Annotated in this window: 15 protein-coding genes; 6 read left to right on the top strand and 9 right to left on the bottom strand. The window is 73.5% G+C overall.

The genetic code is table 11. The features are described 5' to 3' along the window. Positions 1-32 precede the first annotated feature (32 nt). Genes ACIQOE_RS39970 through ACIQOE_RS39955 form a run of 4 tightly spaced genes read right to left on the bottom strand, consistent with a single transcriptional unit; the run spans position 33 to position 3,008 of the window. Positions 33-806, bottom strand: a complete 774-nt coding sequence (locus ACIQOE_RS39970; RefSeq protein WP_401417005.1) for a hypothetical protein — start codon at positions 804-806, stop codon at positions 33-35. Beyond that, entirely contained in the window at positions 806-1,723 is a 918-nt protein-coding gene (locus ACIQOE_RS39965) for an ABC transporter permease (RefSeq protein ID WP_401417003.1), read from the bottom strand. Before ACIQOE_RS39965 ends, ACIQOE_RS39970 begins: the two co-directional genes overlap by 1 nt. Continuing rightward, the gene (locus ACIQOE_RS39960) at positions 1,720-2,598 is read right to left on the bottom strand and encodes an ABC transporter ATP-binding protein (RefSeq protein WP_401417001.1); all 879 of its coding nucleotides are present in this window, start codon (positions 2,596-2,598) and stop codon (positions 1,720-1,722) included. Before ACIQOE_RS39960 ends, ACIQOE_RS39965 begins: the two co-directional genes overlap by 4 nt. Beyond that, positions 2,595-3,008, bottom strand: coding sequence for a GntR family transcriptional regulator (locus tag ACIQOE_RS39955; protein ID WP_401416999.1), 414 nt, complete (start codon positions 3,006-3,008; stop codon positions 2,595-2,597). Before ACIQOE_RS39955 ends, ACIQOE_RS39960 begins: the two co-directional genes overlap by 4 nt. 111 nt (positions 3,009-3,119) lie before the next feature. Between ACIQOE_RS39955 and ACIQOE_RS39950 the strand changes: the two genes are divergently transcribed. The 4 genes from ACIQOE_RS39950 to ACIQOE_RS39935 are packed head-to-tail and all read left to right on the top strand — an operon-like array spanning position 3,120 to position 6,877. Then, positions 3,120-3,662 (top strand): RNA polymerase sigma factor, encoded by a 543-nt coding sequence (locus ACIQOE_RS39950; RefSeq protein ID WP_351328413.1) that lies wholly within the window; start codon positions 3,120-3,122, stop codon positions 3,660-3,662. Continuing rightward, entirely contained in the window at positions 3,659-4,468 is an 810-nt protein-coding gene (locus tag ACIQOE_RS39945; protein ID WP_351328411.1) for a zf-HC2 domain-containing protein, read from the top strand. The genes ACIQOE_RS39950 and ACIQOE_RS39945 overlap by 4 nt, the downstream gene beginning before the upstream one ends. Before the next feature lie 13 nt (positions 4,469-4,481). Then, positions 4,482-5,345, top strand: coding sequence for an ABC transporter ATP-binding protein (locus tag ACIQOE_RS39940; protein ID WP_401416996.1), 864 nt, complete (start codon positions 4,482-4,484; stop codon positions 5,343-5,345). Further along, positions 5,342-6,877, top strand: a complete 1,536-nt coding sequence (locus ACIQOE_RS39935) for an ABC transporter permease (RefSeq protein ID WP_401416994.1) — start codon at positions 5,342-5,344, stop codon at positions 6,875-6,877. The genes ACIQOE_RS39940 and ACIQOE_RS39935 overlap by 4 nt, the downstream gene beginning before the upstream one ends. Before the next feature lie 27 nt (positions 6,878-6,904). Here the strand turns inward: ACIQOE_RS39935 and mshD are convergent, their stop codons facing one another. Next, positions 6,905-7,834, bottom strand: a complete 930-nt coding sequence (mshD, locus tag ACIQOE_RS39930) for a mycothiol synthase (RefSeq protein WP_362649982.1) — start codon at positions 7,832-7,834, stop codon at positions 6,905-6,907. Between the two features lie 167 nt (positions 7,835-8,001). Here mshD and ACIQOE_RS39925 point away from each other — a divergent pair, with 167 nt between their 5' ends. Together ACIQOE_RS39925 and ACIQOE_RS39920 are read left to right on the top strand one after the other, a co-directional pair. Further along, positions 8,002-9,798: a bifunctional metallophosphatase/5'-nucleotidase gene (locus ACIQOE_RS39925; protein WP_365575297.1), complete on the top strand. Its 1,797-nt coding sequence runs from the start codon at positions 8,002-8,004 to the stop codon at positions 9,796-9,798. 465 nt (positions 9,799-10,263) lie between these two features. Next, positions 10,264-12,030: an ABC transporter ATP-binding protein gene (locus tag ACIQOE_RS39920; protein ID WP_401416991.1), complete on the top strand. Its 1,767-nt coding sequence runs from the start codon at positions 10,264-10,266 to the stop codon at positions 12,028-12,030. 13 nt (positions 12,031-12,043) lie between these two features. Here ACIQOE_RS39920 and ACIQOE_RS39915 read toward each other — a convergent pair whose 3' ends face one another. The 4 genes from ACIQOE_RS39915 to ACIQOE_RS39900 form a co-directional block, all read right to left on the bottom strand. Next, on the bottom strand, positions 12,044-12,628 hold the full coding sequence (locus tag ACIQOE_RS39915) for a hypothetical protein (protein WP_401416989.1): 585 nt from the start codon (positions 12,626-12,628) through the stop codon (positions 12,044-12,046). Positions 12,629-12,661: 33 nt separating this feature from the next. Next, positions 12,662-13,393 (bottom strand): PH domain-containing protein, encoded by a 732-nt coding sequence (locus ACIQOE_RS39910; protein WP_399012486.1) that lies wholly within the window; start codon positions 13,391-13,393, stop codon positions 12,662-12,664. Between the two features lie 94 nt (positions 13,394-13,487). After that, positions 13,488-14,855, bottom strand: coding sequence for a sensor histidine kinase (locus ACIQOE_RS39905; RefSeq protein ID WP_399012710.1), 1,368 nt, complete (start codon positions 14,853-14,855; stop codon positions 13,488-13,490). 50 nt (positions 14,856-14,905) lie between these two features. Continuing rightward, on the bottom strand, positions 14,906-15,640 hold the full coding sequence (locus ACIQOE_RS39900) for a response regulator transcription factor (RefSeq protein WP_351328396.1): 735 nt from the start codon (positions 15,638-15,640) through the stop codon (positions 14,906-14,908). Positions 15,641-15,662: the final 22 nt, after the last annotated feature.

Here is a 15,662-nt window from a genome sequence, read left to right as displayed (position 1 = left end):
TCGGCCGGGGGACGCACGGGTCAGACGGTCTCTCAGCGGGTCCGGTGGCGCAAGAGGGAGAACGCGCCGCCGAAGGCCGCCGCGGTCAGGGCGAGCACCAGGGCGGTGGCCGCGAGGTGAACCGGCCAGAAACCGTGCAGGGTGCCGCGCAGCGGCTGCCAGGCCGTGCGCAGGTACAGCCTGATCAGCAGGGTCACGGCGGCGGCCACGGCCAGCGCGGGCAGGGTGCGGCGCAGGGCGATGCCGGCGAGCGTGCCGACGGCGAGGCCGAGCAGCAGCAGGGCGGGCAGCAGCGGGCCGCGCGGGATGAAGACACGGTCCCAGGTCCACTCCGTGACCAGGGCGTCGCGGTCCGCGGTCCACACCAGGCCGAAGACCAGCGCCAGCAGCCCGCCCCCGGCGAGCAGCGGCAGGGCGGCCGTGGTCAGCTTCACGGCCAGCCAGCGGGCCGGGGAGACGGACTGGGTCCAGGCCAGCCGGGCGGTGCCGGACTCCAGCTCGCGGCCGATCAGCGCGGCGCCCGCCCAGGCGGCGACCGCGACGGCGGACCAGCCGAGGGTCTCGCCGAGGACGTTGAAGAGGTTGTTGGCGTCCGTGAACGCCGAGTAGGCGCAGCCGGGCAGGCTGTCGGCGGCCGAGTGCTGGGCGATGCGGCAGGCCCGCTCGGCGGGGACCTCGGAGAAGTGCAGCCACAGCAGCCAGCCCGTCGCGAGCAGGACGAAGGCGGTCCACACGAGCAGGGCCGGGCGGTGCAGCCGGTGCAGGGAGCGGCGGGCGGAGACGGGGGCGGCGGGCAGGGCGGTCATCAGGCGGTCGTCCTTCCGGTCAGCCGGCGCAGTGCGAGGAAGCAGCCCAGGGTCAGCAGGGCCGCCACGGCGAGCAGCAGGGCGCTGGTGGTCAGCTGGAGCGGCCAGTAGTCCGAGGCGGGGTGGTAGTCGCCGTAGGGGACGTCGCCGGTGAGCGTGCCCGACCGCCAGGTCCAGGTGCTGTGGGGGAGGTCGAAGAGGGCCTGTCCGGAACGGGTCCGCCAGGGCCACAGGCGGGGCATGAGCAGCTGGACGGCGGCCCAGATCGCTCCGGTGAGGAGCAGGCCGAGGCCGAGGCCGGGCAGGGCGCGGCGGGAGAGCAGGCCGGTCAGCGCGCCCGCGGCCAGGCCGCACAGGGCCAGGACGACGAGGGTGGGGCCGTTGGTGTGGAAGGTCCAGACGTCGTACCACTCCTTGGCGGTGTCGATACGGCCGTCGCCCGCCGCCCAGGCCAGGTGGTGCAGCCAGACCAGCAGTCCGGTCCCGGCGGCGACGGCCGCGGCCGGGATCGCGAGGCGGACGGCCAGCCAGCGCACGGGGGTGCTGGACTGGGTCCAGGCCAGCCGGGCGGTGCCGGACTCCATCTCCCTGCCCAGCGCGCCGCCCGCCCAGCCGGCCGCGAGGAGGGGCACCGCGGCCGCGGTCAGAGTGGCGTAGTTGTACCAGTCCTTGTAGCGCAGGATCGCCTTCTGGTCGTACGAGCACCGCTTCGGCCACTCCGGGCAGCCGCGGTACTGGTGCCAGGCGTCGGCCGCCGCGTCGGTCAGCGGGCCGTGCAGCACGAGCAGCAGGGCGGCCAGGGCCAGGACCAGGCCCGACCAGACGTACAGCGCGGGGCGGTGCAGGCGCAGCAGCCAGCGGGTGAGGTGGGGCCGGGCGGCGGGCGCGGGCGCGGTCGCCGTGGTCAGGGTGGTCATACGGCGGCCTCCACCGCGGTCAGGGCCGGGGCCTCGGGGTTGCGCAGGTGGGCGAGGACCAGTTCCTCCAGGGAGGGGGTGCCGGTGCTCCAGTCGGCGGGCAGCGGACCCGCCGGGCGGACCAGGGCGCTGAGCTGCCGGCCGGTGGTCCGGGAGTCCACGACGGTGTGCGGGGCGAGGCCGGCGTCGGCGGGCGCGCTGACGCGGGTGTGCGCGGCCAGCAGGTCGTCGATCTCGCCGGCCAGCCGGACCCGGCCGCCGCCGATCAGCAGCAGGTGGTCGCAGGAGTCCTCCAGTTCGGCGACCACGTGCGAGGACATCACGATCGTGGTGCCGTGCTGGGCGGCCTCCACCATGAGCAGGCCCATCAGTTCGTGCCGGGCCAGCGGGTCCAGGTCGGCCATGGGCTCGTCCAGGAGCAGCAGTTCGGGCCGCTTGCCGAGCGCGAGGGCGAGGGCGATGCGGGTGCGCTGGCCGCCGGAGAGGGCGCGGATCCGGGACGCCGGGTCCAGGTCGCCGCCGGCCACGACGTGCTCGGCGGCGGCCGCGTCCCAGCGTTCCGGGTTGAGGCCGGCGCCCATCCGGAGCGTCTCGGCGATGGTGAGCTGCGGGTACAGGGGCTTGTCCTGGGCGACGTAACCGACCCGGGCGCGGGCCTCGGCCGGGCCGGTGCCGAGCACGGTCAGTTCGCCCTCGGTGGGGCCCAGCAGTCCGGCGGCGAGGGCGAGGAGCGTGGACTTGCCCGCCCCGTTGGGGCCGACGACGGCACAGACGCGGCCGGCCGGCAGCCGGAAGCCGCAGTCGCGCAGCGCCCAGCTCCCGCGTCGGCCGAACCGTTTGCCGAGCGCGGACGCCGCTATCGCGGTGTCGGTCATGAACTCTCTCCTTGCAGGTGCTTCTCGACGTGCTTCTCGACGTGCTTCTCGAGTACGGCGGTGAAGAGCGCGGCCATGTCGTCGCGGTCCAGGCCGGCCGCGCGGGCCCTGGCCGCCCAGTCCGCCAGCTCCGCGTGCAGCGGGGACTCGGGGTCCGGGGCGGTGCCCAGCGAGCGCTTCACGAACGTGCCCAGTCCGCGCCGGGCCTCGACCAGGCCCTCCCGTTCCAGCTCCCGGTAGGCCTTGAGGACGGTATTGGGGTTGATGGCGGTGGCCTCGACCACCTCGCGGGCGGTGGGCAGCTTGTCTCCCGGCCGCAGGTGGCCGAGGCGCAGCGCCTGCTTGGTCTGCTGGACGATCTGGACGTAGGTGGCGACGCCGGAGCGCCGGTCGATGCGGTACTCGACCACCCGTACAACCACCCTTTCACTAATTGAGTAGTGAAAGGGTGGTGGAAGGCCGGGTCAAAAGTCAACCCGGAACCGGTGAACCGATCGGCCGGGCTCGTGCGATGAGGAGACGTGAGCGGAACGAGAAGCGACGGGGAGCTGCTGCGGGCCATCGCCGCGGACGCGGACCGGCGCGCCTTCGAGGAGCTGTACCGGCGGTACGCGCCGTGGCTGTCCGCGCGGCTGCGCGGCCGGTGCGCCGATCCGGCGGTCGTCGACGACGTCGTGCAGGAGACCTTCCTCGCGGTGTGGCGGGGAACGGCCCGCTACCACGAGGAGGGCGACGCGGCCGGTTGGCTGTGGCGGATCGGGTCGCGGCGGCTGGTCGACGCGCTGCGCGGTGACGGCGCCCGGGGCCGGCTGCGGCAGGCGCTGGCACGCCTGCGGCACCGGGACGAGGCCTCGGCGGAGGAACGCGTGCTCGCGGGGGTGGAGCACGGGGACCTCGCCGGGGCCCTGGTCCGGCTCTCGCCGGAGCTGCGGGCGGTGCTCCAGGCGACGGTGATCGACGGGCTGACCACCCGGGAGGCGGCGGTCCTGCTCGGCATCCCGCCGGGGACGGTCAAGACACGGGCGATGCGGGCGCGCAAGCAGTTGCGGGAGGAGCTGGCATGACCTGGCATGTCGCTGAGGAAGAACTACGGGCCTACGCGCGCGGCGAGCTGGCGCCGCCGCTGCTGTGGTCGGCCGACACCCACGTCGGTTCCTGCGCCGAGTGCCGTGCGGTGCTCGCGGCGGTCAGCGACCCGGCCGCGCTGGACGCCGGCTGGGACCGCCTGGACGCCGAACTGGACGCGCCGCGGCCCGGCCGCGGCGAACGGCTGCTGACCCGGCTGGGCGTCGCCGAGCACACCGCGCGGCTGCTCACCGCGACCCCGGTGCTGCGCCGCTCCTGGCTGGCGTCGGTCGCGTTCGTGCTGGCGCTGACGGTCACCGTGGTGCGCCTGGTGGACGCCCCGGCCCTGTTCCTGGCGCTGGCCCCGCTGCTGCCGCTGGCCGCGGTGGCGCTGTCGTACGGACCGGCGCTCGATCCGGCGTACGAGATCGCCGCGGTCGCCCCGACGCACGGCTTCCGGCTGCTGATGATCCGTACGGTGGCCGCGCTGACCGCCTCGCTCGGCTTCAACTGCCTGGCCGCGCTGGCCCTGCCGGGATTCGGGCTGGTCGCCTTCGGCTGGCTGCTGCCGGCCCTGGCGCTCACCGCGGCCGGGCTCGCGCTCTCCGCGCGGCTCGGTCCGCTGCTCGGCCCCGGACTGGTCGGCGGGGCCTGGGTCCTGCTGATGGCGGTGGCCGCGCGGCACCCCGCCGGCACGCCGTTCGCGTTCACCGCGGCGGGCCAGTCGGCGGCCGCCGCGCTGGCCGCGCTGGCGACCTTCCTGCTGCACCGGGCGCGGGACCGCTTCGACGCCCAGCCCTACTGATCTGGAGTCATCCGTGCACACCACTGTCTCCGCCACCGGCCTCACCGTGCGCTACGGCGGCACCCGGGCCCTGGACGGCGTCCCGCTGCGTCTGACGGACGGCGTGACGGGCCTGCTGGGCCCGAACGGCGCCGGGAAGACGACCCTGTTGAGGGTGCTGGCCACGGCGGTACCGCCGGACGGCGGCGGCTTCACCGTCGGCGGCGAGGACCCGTCGACCCCGGCCGGCCGACTGGCCGTCCGCCGCTCGCTCGGCTACCTCCCGCAGAACCCCGGGTTCCACCCGGACCTCACGGCCTTCGAGTTCGTCGACTACGTGGCCGTCCTGAAGGAACTGACCGGCCGCACCGCACGCCACCACGAGGTGCGGCGCGTCCTGGACCTGGTCGGCCTCGCCGACGTCCGCGGCCTGCGCGTCAAACGGCTCTCCGGCGGCATGCGCCAGCGGGTCGCCCTGGCCGCGGCCCTGGTCGGCGACCCCGCCTTCCTGGTCCTGGACGAGCCGACCGTCCACCTCGACCCCGAGCAGCGCATGCGGTTCCGGGAGCTGATCGCTCAGGCGGGGGAGGACCGCACGGTCCTGCTCTCCACGCACCAGACCGAGGACGTGGCGATGCTCTGCCACCACGTGATCGTCCTGGCCGGCGGCCGGGTCCGGTTCGACGGCACGCCCGCCGAACTGACCGCGCGGGCCGCGGGCCGGGTGTGGAGCAGCGGCGAACGCGCGCCGGGTGCCCGCGCGGGCTGGCGCACCGGCAGCGGCTCCTACCGCAACGTGGGCGCCCCGCCGGCCGGCGCCGACCTGCTCGAACCGACCCTGGAGGACGGCTACCTGCTGGTCCTCGACGACGAGACCCCGGAGGCCGCGGCCGCATGACGACGACCCTGGTGAAACCGGCCGCCCCGGAAGACGGCGGCACCGCCCGCCGTACCGGTTCCGTGCTGGCCCTCGCGGCCTTCGAGGCCCGCCAACTCGCCCTCCAGATCCCGGTGGTGCTGCTGGGCCTGGCCTATCTGGCGTACGTCGGCTACCAGATGCTCGCCCGGGGCGAGGGCATGGACGCCTACCCGGTCCTGCACGACGCCGACCGCGCCACCCAGGGCGGTCCGGTGCTGCTCTGCGTCGCCCTGCTGGCCTGCGTGCACCGGGCCGCCCTGCTGGACCGGCGGCACGGGACGGCGGAGCAGTTCTCGGTGCTGGCCATGCCGTTGCCGCGGCGCACGCTGGCACACGCCCTGTCGGTGGTGCCGTTCGCCGTCGGCGTGGGCCTGGTGGTGGGCGTGCAGTTCGGCCGGGCGGCGCTGCTGCCGGGCGCGGCCGGTCACGGCTCGCTCGCCGAACTCGCCGTCGCCCCGCTGACGGTGCTGCTCTCCGGTGCGGTCGGTGTCCTGCTGGCCCGCGTCCTGCCGCACGCGGCGGCTCCGGTGCTGTTCGTGATCGCCTTCGCGGTCGTCCTCACCGTGGTCAACGGCGTCACGGGCGGCGGGCACGCCGTCCAGTGGCTGTGGCCGACGGTGCAGGAGAGCGGCGGCACCCCGGTCCCGGGCGAGCTGCTGGGCCGCCCGGCGGGCTGGCACGCGCTGTACCTGGCGGGGCTGACGGTGCTGGCGGGCGGTGCCGCGGTGCTGGTGGCGGGCGGGCGGACCCGCGTGCTCCAGGTGGTGGCGGCCGTGGCCCTGGCCGCGACGGTGGCCGGCGTGATCGGCCAGAGTCCGGGCACCTCCGCCGCGGTCCAGGCCGCGCGGAAGGCGGAGGCGGACCACCCGGCGGCGTACCAGACGTGCGTGACGCGCGACGGATCCCGGTACTGCGCCTACCCGGACTGGACGGGCTGGACGGCCGACTGGGCGGCGGTGGTGCGCCGGGTGCGGGCGGAGGCCGGCGGCGAGGCGGCCACCACCCGCCTGACGGTCCGCCAGCGCATCCAGGCGATCACCGACCTGTCCACGGACGCCACCCTGCCGACCAGTTCGGTCCGGAACACGGTCACGGTCGGCACCCAGTGGGGCGGCAACCGGGTGCCCGAGTTCGCGGTCGGCGTCGCCCGGGTCCTGGTGGCGGGCGACGAGATGGCCACCATCGAGATGTGCGACGCCCGCGCGGTCACGACGATGTGGCTGGCCCTGGCCACCGACCCCGCTCCGGAGGCCACCTTCCGCCGCCTCCGCATCGACGACAGCCTCACCGGCCCGGCCGCGGTCCTCACCCCGGACGGCGGCAGCATGGGCGTCTCGTCGCAGGCCACCGAGGTCGTACGGGCCCTGCTCCGCGAGCCGCACGACACGGTCGCGGCCCGGGTGAGGGCCCACTGGGCGGAGCTGACCTCGGCACGGACGCCGGTGTCCCGGGCGGCCCTGCTGCTGGGCGTGCCGGTGCCCCGCGGCAAGGACGACTGCGGCGACGGCTGACCGGGCCGGTTCACGCGCCGACGCGGCTCACGTCTCCGTGCGGTACATCAGGTCCGTCTCGTGGGTCGTGAAGCCGAGCCGCTCGTACACCGCCACCGCGGCCGTGTTGTCGGCGTCGACGTAGAGCATCGCGGTCGGCAGGCCGCGCCCGGCGAGGTGGCGCAGGCCGATGGTGGTGAGGGACTTGCCGAGGCCGCCGCCCTGGGCGGCGGGGGAGACGCCGAGGACGTAGACCTCGCCCAGGCGTTCCTGGTCGTGGACCTTGGTCCAGTGGAAGCCGAGCAGTTCGCCGTCCCGCTCGGCGAGGAAGAACCCGGCCGGGTCGAACCAGGGCTGGGACGTGCGGTCGTCCAGGTCGCGCTGGGTCAGCGAGCCCTGTTCGGGATGGTGGGCGAAGGCGGCCGCGTTCAGGGCGAGCCAGGCCGTGTCGTCCTGGCCGGGCACGAAGGCGCGGACCGTCACGCCGTCGGGGAGCTTCGGGTCGGGCAGGTCCAGGCCGGTCAACGGGCGCCGCATCTGCCGCAGTTCGCGGAACAGGGTGAGACCGAGCACCTGGGCGAGGTGCCGGGCCGCCGAGTGGCCGCCGTGGGCCCACACGCGCAGCCGCTTGCCGGAGACGGCGAGCAGGGCGGAGCCGAGCGCGCGACCGTGTCCGTGGCCGCGGTACGCGGGGTGGACGACGAGTTCCGCGGCCGGTGCCTCCACCGGATCGGTGTCCTCCAGCTGGGCGTAGCCGACGAGTTCGTCGCCGACGGTGAGCAGCAGGTGGGAGACGCCCTCGCGGGCGCCGCCGCGGATCTGGATGCGGCCCTGCTCGGACACCGGCTGCTGGCCGTCGGACCGGGCCGCCTCCGCCAGCAGTCCGAGCACGGCCTCGGCCTGGTCCGGGGCGAGCGCGGAGTAGGTGTCGATGGAGCGGGAGTGCAGGGGCGGCCGTGCGGTGTCGTCGCTGGTCATGCGTACGAGGGTACGGGGCCGGACGGCCAAAGTGGGGGCAAGGACGAAGGTAAAGGGAAGGGCAACCGGCAACCAAGATGTAACCATGAACCCCCTGTTGCGCTACGCGCGTTGACCCTAGGCTGCGCCGCACCGGCCACTTCTCAGCAGACCCACAGGGGGGCTCCATGCCAGCGAAGTCCAGACCGTCCAGAGGGCGTGCCTACGCGCTGCTCGCGTCGGCCGCGGGGCTCGCCACCGTCGCCGCGCTGGCGAGCGCGCTGCCCGCCGACGCGCACACCGGCAGGGGGCACGGGCACCACGGCCCCGGCCGTTACCAGGACGTCCAGCTGCTCTCCTTCAACGACCTGCACGGCAACCTGGAGCCGCCGTCGGGCTCGTCGGGCCGGGTGACCGAACAGCAGGCCGACGGGACGACGAAGACCGTCGACGCGGGCGGTGTCGAGTACCTCGCCACCCATCTGCGCCAGGCGCGCCGGGGCAACCCGTACTCCGTCACGGCCGCCGGCGGTGACATGGTCGGCGCCTCCCCGCTGATCTCCGGGCTCTTCCACGACGAGCCCACCATCGAGGCGCTCAACAAGCTCGACCTGGACGTCACGACGGTCGGCAACCACGAGTTCGACGAGGGCGCCAGGGAGCTGGCGCGGCTGCAGAACGGCGGCTGCCACCCCACCGACGGCTGCTACACGGACAAGAAGTTCAAGGGCGCCGACTTCCCCTACCTGGCCGCCAACGTCCTCGACGAGAAGACGGACCGGCCGATCCTGAAGCCGTACTGGGTCTGGAAGAAGAAGGACGTCAAGATCGGCTTCATCGGCGTCACCCTGGAGGGCACGCCCGGCATCGTCTCCGCGGACGGCGTCAAGGGGCTGGCGTTCAAGGACGAGGTCGAGACGATCAACAAGTACGCCAAGGTGCTCCAGCGCCAGGGCGTCCAGTCGATCGTGGCGCTGGTGCACGAGGGCGGGTTCCCGGCGTCGGCGAACTACAACTACGACTGCGACTCCCCGGGCGCCGGCAGCGGCATCTCCGGCCCGATCGTCGACATCGCGAAGAACGTGACGCCGGCCGTGGACGCGCTGGTCACCGGCCACACCCACACCGCGTACGTCTGCACCATCGACGACCCGGCCGGCCGTCCCCGCATGGTCACCTCCGCGGCCTCCTTCGGCCGCCTCTACACGGACACCACGCTGACCTACGACCGCCGTACCGGCGACATCGCGCGTACGGCGGTGAAGTCGGCCAACCACGTGGTCAGCCGGGACGTCGCCAAGGCGTCCGACATGACCGCGTTGATCGGGAAGTGGAACACGCTGGCCGCCCCGATCGGCAACCGCGCCATCGGCTACATCTCCGCCGACGTGAACAGCACCGGCACCGAGTCCCCGATGGGCGACCTGATCGCCGACGCGCAGCTGGCGTACGGCAGGAAGCTGGACCCGGAGACCGACCTGGCGCTGATGAACCCGGGCGGGGTGCGGGCCGGGCTGACCTACGCGGCCCAGGGCAGTGAGGGCGACGGCGTGGTGACCTACGCCGAGGGCTTCACGGTCCAGCCCTTCGCCAACACCGTGAACCTCCAGGACTTCACCGGCGCGCAGGTCGTCCAGGTGCTCAAGGAGCAGGTGAGCGGGGCCAACGAGGCCGCGCCGAAGATCCTGCTGCCGTCCTCGGGGCTCACCTACACGCTGGACCTGACGAAGACGGGCGCGGACCGGGTGGTCACCGGCTCCGTGAAGCTGAACGGCACCGCCATCGACCCGGCGGCCACCTACCGCGTCGCCACCAACTCCTTCCTCGCGGGCGGCGGCGACGGCTTCACGACCCTCGGGCAGGGCACCGGCGACGTCGTCGGCACCGACGACCTGACGGCCCTGGCGGACTACCTGACGGCCAACTCCTCGGCCACGGCGCCGCTCGCGCCGCCGGCCGCGGACCGGATCACGGTCGTGCGGTAGCCGCTGACTCCGTACGGACGGGCCCGGTGCGCGCACCCCGCGCACCGGGCCCTTTCCGTTGGATAAAGCCTGTGTGAAGCGCGATCTGGTTCCGCATTGCTTCTGAAAATTCATCTCAGCCGCAATTCATTGAGGTCTCAGAGGAAATGGCTTTTTTCGGTGTTCGGGACACGTAGTGTTTTCTCTGTCGAAAGCGAACGGCGCGGACGACAGAACAAGGAGAACACCATGAGCTTCCACAAGATTGTCCCGGTCAAGAAGAACCACAAGCCCGCTCCGGCCCCGAGGAAGCCCGCGCCGAAGAAGCCCGCTCCGAAGCGCCGCCCGGTCGGCGACAATCGCTGACAAAGAATTTACAGGCGTAATTCAAAGCGAAATTGCGCGGTGCGGGGCGAGGCGGGGCCGGCCATCGGCGGCCCCGCCTCGGCCATGCCCGCACCGGCACGGGGAACGGAGTCGTCGACCATGAGAGAAGCCCGGGTGGCCTTCGGCCGCTTCTGGCCGCTGACCCGCGGCGACCGCGGCGCGCTCGGCGTGATCATCGCCTGCGTGGTGGTGTCCGCGCTCGCCGAGACCGCCGCGGTCCTGCTCTTCGCCGACCTCACCGACAACGCCCTGGCGGCCGGTTCGCCGTCCGCCTTCTGGGGCCCGGCCGGCGCCTGGCTGGGCGTCGCCGTGCTCGGCGCCGCCGTCGGCTACCTCGGCAACTCACTGGCCGCCTGGACCGCCGAGCGGTTCGTGCTGCGGCTGCGCGAGAAGGTCTTCCGGCACGTCCAGGACCTGCCCCCGCACTTCTTCCAGCGGCACCGCAGAGGCGACCTGGTGGAACGCCTCACCGGTGACGTCGAGGCCATCGAGCAGATGGTCGTCTCCGGTGTCGTCGGCACCGTCGCCGCCGCCTTCTCCGCCTTCTTCTACGCGGCCGCCGCCTGCCTGCTGCGCTGGGACCTGGCGCTCGTCACCTTCGTCCTGGCACCCCTGTTCCTGCTCGCCGCCCGCCGCTTCGCCGGCCGGATCAGGACGGCCTCCCGGGACGAACGGGCCGCCGACGGGGCGATCACCTCCGTGGTCGAGGAGTCCCTCGCCAACATCGTCCTCACCCAGGCGTACAACCGCCGCCGCGACGAGGAGCGGCGGCTGGGCACCGAGGCCCGCGCCTGGATGCGGGCGAGCGTGCGCGGTGCCCGGCTCGGCGAGATGTACGCGCAGCTCGTCGAGGTCGTGGAGACCCTCTGCGTGCTGACCGTGATCGGCCTGGGCGTCTGGGAGATCTCCGCGGGCCGGATGACCCTCGGTCAGCTGCTCGCCTTCGCGGCCTTCCTCGGCTACCTCTACCCGCCGGTCCGCGACCTCGGACAGCTCGGCCTCACCCTCACCGCGGCCACCGCGGGCGCGGAACGCATCGGCGAGATCCTGGACGCCGAACCCGCCGTCACCGACCCCGCCCGCCCCGTCGCCCGCCGGCCGGTGCGCGGCCGGATCGCCTTCCACCAGGTCTCCTTCCGCTACCCGCAGGCGCCCCACGCCTGCCTGAGCGACCTGGACCTCACCGCCTCGCCCGGCGAACTCGTCCTGGTCACCGGCAGGAGCGGCGCCGGCAAGTCCACCCTCGCCGCCCTCCTCACCCGCTTCTACGACCCCTCGGACGGCGTGATCAGCCTGGACGGCGTCCCGCTCACGGACCTGCCCCTGGAGTTCCTGCGGGAGAACGTGGCCCTGCTCCCGCAGGAGACGCTGATCCTGACCGGCACGGTCCGCGAGAACATCGGGTGCGGCCGTCCCGGCGCGACGGACACCGAGATCGAACGGGCCGCGCGGGACGCCGCCGCCCACGACTTCGTCGCCGCGCTCCCCGACGGCTACGACACCCGCATCGCCCCCGGCACGGCCGCGCTCTCCGGCGGCCAGCTCCAGCGGATCGCCATCGCCCGCGCGATGCTGCGCGCCGCGCCGGTCCTGGTCCTCGACGAGCCGACGGCGGGCCTGGACGCGATCGCCGCCCGCCAGGTGATGACCCCGCTGCGCAGGCTGATGGCCGGCCGCACGACCATCATGATCACCCACGACCTGACCCTCGCCCCCGACGCCGACCGCATCCTGGTCATCGACCGCGGCCGCCTGGTGGAGGCGGGCACCCACACCGACCTCCTGGCCCGCAACGGCGCCTACACGGCCCTGGCCCGCCCCGCCCCGGAGCAGGCACCCGAGACGACGCTGACCCTCCGCCGCTGACGGCACCCGCCGCTCAGCCGAGAGCGACCGCGACCAGAGGGGCCAGGAGCACCGCCACCACCGCCAGGACGGTCACCGTCCCCCACACCTTGCGCCGCGCGATCCCGCGCACGATCCGCTCCTCGACATCCGGACGCGGCTCCCAGCCGAGGCCGCGGTACGGGTCGGCGGCCAGCCGCAGACCGGCGGCCTCGGCGTGTGCATCGGCCAGCTGCCAGCTGTTGACCTGAGGCAGCGGGAACCGGCGGCCGCGGAAGTCGTACAGGTAGACGATCAGATCGGGGTACGACGCCCCGGCGTTCCGGCCCGGTACCGGCTCGGCCCGGATGGCGTAGACCTCGTGCCAGGCCCAGGTCCGTGCGCGCAGCGCCCACTGCGCCGTGATGCCGCGGACCGTGACCCGGGTGTGCGCCCGGTACTGGTTGAGCGGCAGCATGACCAGGGCGAGCAGGACCAGCAGCCCGATCTCGAGCGAGCCCCACCGGCGTGCCTCGGCACCGGCCGTCCAGAGATGTCCGAACGCCACGAGCAGGGGAAGGCCCACCGCCAGGAAGTAACGCCCCGGCAGCCGGTTCCGCCTCCGGTACACACGCTCCATGTCCCGTGCCTCCTCGCTCGTTTCGCCGTGGACTCAGTCGGTCCGCCGGGCCAGGGAACGGGGCGGTCTGGTGGTCCAGTACCACTGGAGTACGGCGCTGAGCGCGGCGCCCGAGGCCACCGGGACGCACACCATGAGCAGGAACGGATGGTCCGCCCAGTCCGCGAAGACGAGCGCCAGGGTGACCACGAACATCACCAGCATCATGGCGACGGCGCCGTTGGCGCCCCACAGCAGCGCCTTGCGCCGCACCGCCCCGCGCAGGATCCGCCGCTCGACGTCCGGCCGCCGCTCCCAGCTGAGGCTGCGCTGCGGGGCGGCGGCCAGGCACACCTCCGAGACCTCGGCGTAGGGATCGGCCAGCTGCCAGTCGTCGAGGTGCGGGAGCAGGAACCGGCGGCCCTCGACGTCGTACAGGTACGTGAACCAGCGGGGACCGGTCCCGCCGGAGCCGCGCGGCAGCGGCTCGACCCGGATGTCGTACACCTCGGACCAGGCCCAGGTACGGGTCCGCAGCGGCCGGCGCGCGGTGATCCCGGCGCCGGTGACCCTCGTGTACGCCAGGTACTGCTCCATCACGACCCTGACCAGCGTCACGACGACCAGCAGGACCATCACCGGCGGCGCCCACCAGTACCCGCCCCCGTTCTCGCGCAGACCGGTCTGCACGAGGACGTTGAGCAACACGGCCCCCAGCAGGAGCAGATGCGCCCCGGGCGGTCTGCGCCGCTTGCGGTACTCCCGCACGAACCCGCTCTCGTCCACGCCCGAACCCCTCCCCCGACGCACCGAACGGGTGCGCTGCTGGGGAGAGGATAAGCCGCCTGGGCAAGGGGTTTTCCGGCAGCCCGGAAGGCGGTTACACGGTCTCCGGCGGCGGGACGGGCGCGCCCGGCAGGCGTACGGTCGCCACCGTGCCGCCGCCGCTCGCGCGGGCCAGGGTCACCTGGCCGCCGGCCTGCTGGACCGTGCGGGCCACGATGGACAGGCCGAGGCCGGAGCCCGGCAGGGCCCGCGCGTCGGGGCTGCGCCAGAAGCGGTCGAAGACGTGCGGGAGTTCGTCCTCGGGGATGCCGGGGCCGTGGTCGCGGACGGTCAGGACACCGTGGTCGAGGGTGACGTCGATCGTGCCGCCCTCGGGGCTGAACTTCACCGCGTTGTCGAGGATGTTGACGAAGGCCCGCTCCAGCGCGGAGGGCTCGGCGCGCACGAACCACGGCTGCACGTCCGCGGTGATCTTCAGCTCCGGGCCGCGCAGGCGGGCGCGGCGCAGGGCCGCGTCCAGCGTGTCCTGGAGGGCGACCACCTGGACGCGTTCGCCCCGCTGGCCCTCCGAGCGGGACAGCTCCTGGAGGTCGCCGATCAGCGACGCCAGCTCCGTCATCTGCGCCTTCACCGACGCGAGCAGCGCCTTGCGGTCCGCCGGCGGGATCGGGCGGCCGGTCTCCTCGCTGCGGGTGAGCAGCTCTATGTTCGTGCGCAGCGAGGTGAGGGGCGTGCGGAGTTCGTGGCCGGCGTCGGCGATGAGCTGCTGCTGGAGCTCGCGGGAACTCGCGAGGGACGTCGTCATCGAGTTGAACGACCGGGACAGGCGGGCGATCTCGTCGTCCGACTTCTCCTCCACGGGGATGCGGACGCTCAGGTCCTCGGTCCTGGCCACGTGTTCGACGGCCTCGGTGAGTTCGTCGACGGGCCGCAGCCCGGCCCGCGCGACGGCCAGCCCGGCGGCCCCGGCACCGAGGACTCCGATTCCGGAGACGAGGAGGAGGATGAGGGCGAGGTCCTTGAGGGTGTCCTGGGTGCCCTTGAGGGGAACGGCGGTCAGCAGACCGACGTAGGAACCCGTGTCGGTGTCGAACACCTGGGTCATCACACGCAGCGGGGTGCCGTCCTCGTCGGTTCCGTTGCGGAAGTAGAGGACCCCTACGTTCCCGGACCGGATTTCGTCCTTGTCGGCCTGAGAGACCTTGATGACACCGGTGGAGCCGCGGGTGAGGCAGATCGTGTCGTCCACCTTGACCACCTGCCCGTAGTCGACGCGCAGGCCGTTGGCGCCCTGAACCTTGTCGCTGCAGTCGAAGAGGGCGTTCTGGGCGGCCGCCTGCGCCGGCCCCCGGACCTTCTGCAGGTCGTTCTCGAGCTGCTCGTACAGCTTCCCCTGGACGATGAACCAGCACGTCACCGACACCGCCGCCACCGCGAACGCGACCGCCGCCGCGACCAGCATCGACAGGCGGGCGCGGAGCGGGAGGGTGCGGAAGCGGCGGGCGAGCCCGGTCACTCGGCGCCGCCCTGGCGCAGGACGTACCCGACGCCGCGCACGGTGTGGACGAGCCGGGACTCGTTGCCGGCCTCGGTCTTGCGGCGGAGGTACATGACGTAGACGTCGAGGGAGTTGGAGGAGGGCTCGAAGTCGAAGCCCCAGACGGCCTTGAGGATCTGCTCGCGGGTGAGGACCTGGCGGGGGTGGGCCATGAACATCTCCAGGAGCGTGAACTCCGTGCGGGTCAGTTCCACCTGCCGGCCGGCCCGGGTGACCTCGCGTGTCGCGAGGTCCATGCGCAGGTCGGCGAAGGTGAGTGCCTCGTCCTCCTGGCCGCCTTCGGCCACGCTGCCCGCATAGGAGCTGCGGCGCAGGAGGGCACGGATACGGGCGAAGAGTTCGTCGAGTTCGAAGGGCTTGACCAGGTAGTCGTCCGCGCCGGCGTCGAGTCCGGTGACGCGGTCGCCGACGGTGTCGCGGGCCGTCAGCATCAGGATCGGAGTCGTGTCGCCCGCCCCGCGGATGCGGCGGGCCGCGGTCATGCCGTCCATCCGCGGCATCTGGATGTCGAGGACGATCAGGTCCGGCTTGTAGGCCGTGGCCTTCTCCAGCGCGTCCGCCCCGTCGACGGCGACCTCGGTCTCGTACCCCTCGAAGGCGAGGCTGCGCTGGAGGGCTTCGCGTACGGCCGGCTCGTCGTCGACGATCAGGATGCGCTGGGGGTCACGGTCGCCTTCGGCGGGGCTCATCGCTCGCGATTCCTCGGGGTGT

Origin of the sequence: Streptomyces sp. NPDC091282 (assembly GCF_044757385.1) — a bacterium.
Taxonomy (GTDB): Bacteria; Actinomycetota; Actinomycetes; order Streptomycetales; family Streptomycetaceae; genus Streptomyces; species Streptomyces gramineus.
Note: the sequence above shows the minus strand (reverse complement) of the source record. Positions and strands in the feature narration are given on the sequence as shown.